Annotated in this window: 8 protein-coding genes and 1 tRNA gene; 6 read left to right on the forward strand and 3 right to left on the reverse strand. The window is 60.7% G+C overall.

Features of this window, described 5'->3' with window-relative positions; translation table 11 throughout:
- Nucleotides 1–2 precede the first annotated feature (2 nt).
- Nucleotides 3–1,751, forward strand: a complete 1,749-nt coding sequence (gene recJ / locus Q0330_RS10220) for a single-stranded-DNA-specific exonuclease RecJ (protein WP_299478266.1) — start codon at nt 3–5, stop codon at nt 1,749–1,751.
- 103 nt (nt 1,752–1,854) lie between these two features.
- Nucleotides 1,855–1,929, forward strand: a tRNA-Glu gene (locus tag Q0330_RS10225).
- A 31-nt stretch (nt 1,930–1,960) separates the two neighbouring features.
- On the opposite strand, the gene Q0330_RS10230 is transcribed toward Q0330_RS10225, so the two are convergent.
- The 3 genes from Q0330_RS10230 to Q0330_RS10240 are packed head-to-tail and all read right to left on the reverse strand — an operon-like array spanning nt 1,961 to nt 3,404.
- On the reverse strand, nt 1,961–3,025 hold the full coding sequence (locus tag Q0330_RS10230) for a tyrosine-type recombinase/integrase (protein WP_299478269.1): 1,065 nt from the start codon (nt 3,023–3,025) through the stop codon (nt 1,961–1,963).
- Nucleotides 3,022–3,207 (reverse strand): hypothetical protein, encoded by a 186-nt coding sequence (locus Q0330_RS10235; protein ID WP_299478272.1) that lies wholly within the window; start codon nt 3,205–3,207, stop codon nt 3,022–3,024. Before Q0330_RS10235 ends, Q0330_RS10230 begins: the two co-directional genes overlap by 4 nt.
- Entirely contained in the window at nt 3,204–3,404 is a 201-nt protein-coding gene (locus Q0330_RS10240) for a helix-turn-helix domain-containing protein (protein WP_299478275.1), read from the reverse strand. The genes Q0330_RS10235 and Q0330_RS10240 overlap by 4 nt, the downstream gene beginning before the upstream one ends.
- A 109-nt stretch (nt 3,405–3,513) precedes the next feature.
- On the opposite strand from Q0330_RS10240, the gene Q0330_RS10245 reads away from it, so the two are divergent.
- From Q0330_RS10245 to Q0330_RS10260, 4 genes are all read left to right on the forward strand, one after another.
- Entirely contained in the window at nt 3,514–3,906 is a 393-nt protein-coding gene (locus tag Q0330_RS10245; protein ID WP_299478278.1) for a helix-turn-helix transcriptional regulator, read from the forward strand.
- Between the two features lie 28 nt (nt 3,907–3,934).
- Nucleotides 3,935–4,270, forward strand: coding sequence for a hypothetical protein (locus Q0330_RS10250; RefSeq protein WP_299478281.1), 336 nt, complete (start codon nt 3,935–3,937; stop codon nt 4,268–4,270).
- 62 nt (nt 4,271–4,332) lie between these two features.
- Entirely contained in the window at nt 4,333–5,847 is a 1,515-nt protein-coding gene (locus Q0330_RS10255) for a site-specific DNA-methyltransferase (RefSeq protein ID WP_299478284.1), read from the forward strand.
- The coding region (locus Q0330_RS10260) for a DEAD/DEAH box helicase family protein (RefSeq protein WP_299478287.1) at nt 5,844–6,561 on the forward strand (718 nt) is incomplete at its 3' end. The genes Q0330_RS10255 and Q0330_RS10260, both read left to right, overlap by 4 nt.

Raw genomic sequence — 6,561 nt, forward strand, 5'->3', positions numbered from 1 at the left:
CCATGCCAGATCGCGCCGCTTTCCTGAATGTCGAAACCTCGCTGAGCGGTCGTCGCTGGGTCGGTCCCGACGACATGCTGAACCGCCGGGCCGAGGCCCTGACCCAATCCGCCGACCTGCCCTTGCCGGTCGCCCGCATCCTTGCCGAACGCGGGATCGAGGCTGCGGATGTGCCCGGGTTCCTGTCGCCCACCCTGCGCGAGATGCTGCCCGACCCGCTTGACCTGCGCGACATGGGCCTAGCCGCCGAACGGCTGGTCGAGGCGGCGGTGAAGGGCCAGAAAATCGCCATCTTCGCCGATTACGATGTCGATGGCGGGGCTTCGGCCGCGCTGCTGCTGGACTGGCTGCGCCATCAGGGCCGCGAGGCGACGCTCTATATCCCCGACCGCATCGACGAGGGCTATGGCCCCAATGCCCCCGCCATCGCCGCGCTGGCGCAGGATCACGACCTGATCGTCTGCGTCGATTGCGGCACGCTCTCGCATGAGGCGCTGGCAGCCGGTGCCGGCACCGATATCCTGGTGCTCGACCACCATCTGGGCGGCGAAACGCTGCCGCCGGCGCTTGCCGTGGTGAACCCCAACCGCCAGGACGAGGATGGCGCGCTTGGCCATCTTTGTGCTGCGGGCGTGGTCTTCCTGACGCTGGTGCAGGCCGGCCGGGTCCTGCGCGCGCGCGGCCAGACCGAGCCCCCGCTTCTGCCGATGCTGGATCTGGTGGCACTGGCGACGGTGGCCGATGTCGCCCCGCTGATCGGCGTCAACCGCGCCTTCGTGCGACAGGGGCTAAGCATCATGGCGCGGCGCGAAAGGCCCGGGCTGGTGGCGCTGTCCGATGTCTCGCGCATGGACACGGCACCCAGCAGTTTTCATCTGGGCTTCATGATCGGTCCGCGCGTCAATGCCGGTGGCCGCGTCGGGCGCGCCGATCTGGGCGCGCGCTGCCTGTCCGCCACCGATCCGGCGCAGGCCCGCCAACTGGCCGAGGAACTGGACGAATTGAACCGCGACCGCCGCGCCATCGAGGCCGCCGTCCGCGAGGAGGCGCTCTCGCAGGTCGAGGCGCGCAATGACGCGGCCCTCAGCTGGGCTGCCGGCGACGGCTGGCATCCGGGCGTGGTCGGCATCGTTGCCGCCCGGGTGAAGGAACGCACCGGCCTGCCCTCGGTGGTGATCGGGGTCGAGGGCGGCATCGGCAAGGGCTCGGCCCGCTCGGTCCCGGGCGTCGATCTGGGCCGCGCCGTGCATCGCCTCTCGGCCGAAGGGCTGATCGAGAAGGGCGGCGGTCACAAGATGGCCGCCGGCCTGACCGTCGCCGAATCGATGATCGCCGCCGCGATGGAGCGCCTGGCCGCGCTGATCGCGCCCGAATTGCAGAACCGCAGCGGCGCGAACGATCTGCGCATCTCCGGCCTGATGGAGCCTGCCGCCGCCACCCCCGAGCTGATGGAGATGATCGAGCAAGCCGGCCCCTTTGGTCAGGCCGCCCCTGCCCCGCGCTATGCCTTCTCGGACCTGATCCTCGACAGCGCCGCGACCATGGGCGACGGGCACCTGCGCGCGGCGTTCCGGGTGGCTGGCCAGAAGCCGCTGGAGGCCGTCGCCTGGGGCGCCATGCAGGGCCCGCTCGGTCCCGCGCTTCTGGGCGCGCGCGGGCGCCGTTTCCACGTTGCCGGCAAGCTGGAACTCTCGCATTGGGGCGGCCGCGCCCGGGTCCGGCTGCGCCTCGACGACGCTTCCGCGCTGTAATCGAAAATAATTTCGTGCGAGGCAATTTTTCGACTTGCGGCCTTCGCGAGCCTGACCTAAACACCGCTCCACGCCGCGAGTGAAGCTCGCAGCCGCCAATGCTGGCCCGTTCGTCTATCGGTTAGGACGCCAGGTTTTCAACCTGGAAAGAGGGGTTCGATTCCCCTACGGGCTGCCACTTTTTCATGTAAAACATTGTTAATCATGGACTATTCCTTCTCGCTGTCCAACGGGTCAGAAGAGTTGGACAATTTCCCAAGTTTTTTGAAACCGCTATCCGCAAGCTTCGAACGGTTTGCACGCCTCGTGTAGACGGAGGCCTGTGTGGTATCAGTATGCGCCAAATAGGAGGCGATCTCCCAGTCTGACGCCCCCGCATCAGCGAGCCTCGTTGCTCCAGCCTTCCGCAGACCGTGAATTGACCCCGGAACCTCTGCCTCTCGGCAGCGGTCCCGAAACCAGTTTCCAAAGGACGTGACTTTATAGGCTTCTCGCAGGTCATCCTTTGCCAAAAATATGTGCTGTTCAGGCGGAAGGCGCTCAAGCTCCTCTGCCAGCTCGGGAATCACAGGAAGGTCTGCCGCCACCCCTGTCTTGCCGCGTGCATATTCGATGCGCAGCTTGCCATTTTTGACGCGCAACATGTCCCTATTCGCCCCACAAAGGTCCTGTCGTGCCATGCCAGTGTTAAGTGCGATTAGGATCGCCAGCCTTGCCTTGGTGCCAGGCCCATGGCGCGTCAGGAACCGCGCAACTTCGGCGTCTGTCCAAGTGTGATAGCCACCCCTGCTTTCCTTAAGCCGATCCGCCAGCTTTGCCGGGTTATGCCCCTTGTATCGCTTTTTTTTCGCGGCAAAATTATACAACATCGACAGGTTCTTCTTCACAGTATTTGCTGCGGATGGGCCTTCCTTTTTAGCCATTAGCGCTTCAACATGCTCTACCTCCATCCGCGCAAAGGGCAGGTCACCCGCTTGTTCACGAAGCCAATCGAACTGGTAGCGCAGGGTCTCTTTTCGGATCGGCGATGAGTATTTGTAGCGGTCGCTGGAGAGAAACTGCTCAATCAACCAGCCAATCGTATCCGTCTTCGCGCGCACCTTTGGTAGCTTCACGTGTTCTAACGCTGCTTCATACGCCGAGTCAAAATCCGATGATCCGAAGGGCCCGGGTATATTCGTTCGGAAATCCCCCTTTTCGAAACGCCAGTAAATCCGCCCTTTCACAATGTTTTTCCGAACATATGGATACTTCTTCCCTTTCCTGCGGCTCATTTCAACAATCGGTCACAAGGGTTGCCGCCGCTGTCATCTGGGCTGCCCTCGGGCACGATCACGACCAGACCGGCGCGATGGTCCACCTCCACCCGTCCGATTTTCAGCCCCGCCGCAATTGCAGCAGCGATGCTGCGGGCGACCTCGACTTTTGTCACTATTGCAGGACGGTTCGCCATCATCCCCGTCCTCCCTGCGGTTGGTCGGGTTCAACCATGTTGGCATTCAAGAATTCATCGAATGCCCCTTGAGGAACGAAGTACATTCCGCCGATCTTCACGTGACGAAGCTGCTTCGCTGTGATCAGCGACCGGACGCGGCGCTCAGGCCAACCCAGACGCTGGGCCAACTCCTTTGGCGTCTCCAGATTATTTTGCATGGCGAATCCTTGGAAAATCGTAGACAATCTGCAAAAGGCGAGACGAATCTGATCTGAAATGTATCGCCACCGAAGCAATGTACACGATTCGATACAGGACGCAAGCCCAATGACGATTGCGGAGCGATTGGCACATTTCCGAAAAAGCCTTGGCAAAACGCAGATCCCCTTTGCGGAGGAACTCGGAATCTCTCAGTCGGCCTACAAGAACTATGAACGTGAGGCGACCGATCTACCGATCAGCCTCGCGGTCAAACTGTGCCGGGAATACGACCTGTCAGCGGAATGGCTGCTACTTGGGCGGTCGGGCATGACCACCAAGATGACAGACGAGATCATCGAAAGCGCCGTTGTGGTGACGCGCGAATTCCTGACCGAACACGGGCTGGAAGTACCGCCGGAAAAAGAGGCGAAGATTGTCCGCTACCTGGTCCGCAAGATGTCCGAGACGGGCAAGCTGAACCCAGCGGAGTGTGAAGAGATTATCAGGCTGGCGATTTGACGAGGGGCTTATGTCCACACCGGAAGAGATGAGACAGATCATGCGCGAGGCCCTCGAACGGCAGCGCGCTCAGGTGCTTGCAACGATGTCGGCCAGAGATCAGCGCCTCGTGAACATTGTGCCCAAGCCGAAGTTGGAAGAGGTTCGGGCCAACGCACGGGCGGCATTCCACGACGCGCTGTTTTGGCCCACCGCGCAGGCCCTCGCAGCCTGTGCTGTCATCGGCTACGCCTTCGCCCTTGCCGCACTGGCCAGCTTGAACGGCCATGCACCCAATCCGCTGACTGCCTCGGTGGCATCCGTCAGCGGGCTTGTCGTCCTGCTGTCGCTGGCGCAATTCGCCTATCTGACCCGCAACCGATAACGACCCGGCGCCGCCGCGCCCAAGAATGAAAGAGACCTGAGCAGATGCCCACCCTACGCTGGTTGACCCGAGACGACGATGTGCGCGCCGCTGAAAAGGTGCCCTACCGCCTGTTGGAGGAGGTCGATGAACTGGGGTATGGCAACCGTTCGCTGGGCAATATGCTGATCCAGGGCGATAACCTTGAGGCGTTGAAGGCGCTGCTGCCCTATTACGCGGGGCAGGTGAAATGCATCTATATCGACCCGCCCTATAACACCGGATCGGCGTTTGAGCATTACGACGACAATCTGGAGCATTCCCAATGGCTGGCCATGATGTGGCCCCGGCTGGAATTGCTGCGCGAGTTGCTGGCCGAGGATGGTTCGATTTGGGTCACGATAGATGACAATGAAGGCCACTACCTGCGCGTAATAATGGATGAAATTTTTGGACGGAAAAATTTCGTAGCTGAAGTCAGCTGGCGCAATTCAGATAACAGCAACAACAATGTCACGAAGTTTTCTCAAGACCACAACATCATTCAAGTTTTCTCAAACCGTGCAGATTGGCGTCCAAACTTTTTGAACGATCCTTCCAAACGAAAGCACTTCAAGAATCCAGACAATGATCCAAACGGGCCGTGGTTCGATGGTAACCCGGTTAACAATCCGGGTCTCCGTCCGACGCTTCAATTCAACATCACAAGCCCACAAGGGCATACAATCAAGCACCCACCAAATGGTTGGAGGTGGTCAAGGGATACAATCGAAAAGAAGTTGGCAACTGGTGAACTGCGATTTTCCGACGATGGAAAGCGCCTGATCCGTCGTACATATTTGAACGACATGGCGGGATTGCCTCCATCAACACTCTGGGTCGATATAGCCGACACAAGCCATAACCGGGCTGCAAAATACGAACTAAAAAGCCTTTTCCCCGGTGTGGCAGTAACCGATCTATTTTCAACGCCAAAGCCAGAGGCGCTTTTGCGGAAAGTCCTCGAATTGGCTACCAACCCCGGCGACCTCGTGCTGGACAGCTTCCTTGGCTCTGGCACCACCGCTGCCGTGGCGCAAAAGATGGGGCGGCGCTATATCGGGATCGAGATGGGGGACCACGCCGTCACCCATTGCGCGCCGCGTCTGCAAAAGGTCATCGACGGCGAACAGGGCGGGATTTCCAAGGCGCAGAACTGGCAGGGCGGCGGCGGTTTCCGCTTTTACCGCCTCGGCCCGCCGGTCTTTACGGAAGACGGCCAGATCCAGCCCGATATCCGCTTTCCCGTGCTCGCCGCCCATATATGGTTCGCGGAAACCGGCAGCCCGTGGACGGAACCGCAGCCCCTGACCCCCTTCCTTGGGGCACAAGAGGGCAAGGGCTATGCACTGCTCTACAACGGCATCCTTGGCGACAAGTCGGTGTCGGGCGGCAACGTGCTGACCCGAAAGACGCTGGCCGCAATCCGTGCCGCCATGGGCGATTTCACCGGCCCCCTGACCGTTTACGGCGAACGCACGGCGCTGTCTGACGCAACATTGAAGGCCGAACAGATCGAATTCAAACAAACCCCCTATGATGTGAAGGCGCGCAAATGAAGCTGAAGGACTATCAAAAAGCCTCGCTCGCCACGCTGCGGAAATTCTTTGAAGAGGCGCGGATCGTCGGCCCGAAACCGGCCTATGAGGCGATCACGGCGGAACCCGAACTGGCCAAACGGCTCAAGGGCTATGCGGCGGGCTACAAACCGATTAAGGCGCTGCCCGAGGTTCCCTATGTCTGCCTGCGCCTGCCCACAGGGGGCGGCAAGACCATTCTGGCGGCGCATTCCATCACCGTGGCCAAGGATGCCTGGGTGGAAAAAGATTTCCCGCTGGTGCTGTGGCTGGTGCCGACGAACACGATCCGCATCCAGACCGCCGAGGCGCTGAAAAACCCGCGCCACCCCTACAGGCAGGTGCTGGACGAGGCGTTCGAGGGCCGTGTGCGCGTGTTCGATATTGGCGATTTCACGCAAGTGACGCCGCATGACCTGCGGTCAAACCTCTGTGTCGTGGTCGGCACGATCCAGACGCTGCGCGTCAGCAACACGGATGGACGCAAGGTCTATGCCCATCACGAGATGCTGGAGGGGCATTTTTCGACCGTGTCGCCCAATACGCCGGGGCTGGAGCGCAATGACGATGGCCCGATGAAGGGCGATATCCGGTTTAGCTTTGCCAACCTGATGCATGTGCACCGTCCGCTTGTGATCATGGACGAGGCGCACAAGGCCGGGTCGAAGCTGAGCCAGGATGTCTATGAGCGGATCA

Origin of the sequence: uncultured Paracoccus sp. (genome assembly GCF_937873615.1) — a bacterium.
Taxonomy (GTDB): Bacteria; Pseudomonadota; Alphaproteobacteria; order Rhodobacterales; family Rhodobacteraceae; genus Paracoccus.

Coding starts and splice junctions, on each gene's coding strand:
- recJ (WP_299478266.1), top strand. CDS start 3: ATGCCAGATCGCGCCGCTTTCCTGAATGTCGAAACCTCGCTGAGCGGT.
- Q0330_RS10245 (WP_299478278.1), top strand. CDS start 3,514: ATGACGATTGCGGAGCGATTGGCACATTTCCGAAAAAGCCTTGGCAAA.
- Q0330_RS10235 (WP_299478272.1), bottom strand. CDS start 3,207: ATGATGGCGAACCGTCCTGCAATAGTGACAAAAGTCGAGGTCGCCCGC.
- Q0330_RS10240 (WP_299478275.1), bottom strand. CDS start 3,404: ATGCAAAATAATCTGGAGACGCCAAAGGAGTTGGCCCAGCGTCTGGGT.
- Q0330_RS10230 (WP_299478269.1), bottom strand. CDS start 3,025: ATGAGCCGCAGGAAAGGGAAGAAGTATCCATATGTTCGGAAAAACATT.
- Q0330_RS10250 (WP_299478281.1), top strand. CDS start 3,935: ATGAGACAGATCATGCGCGAGGCCCTCGAACGGCAGCGCGCTCAGGTG.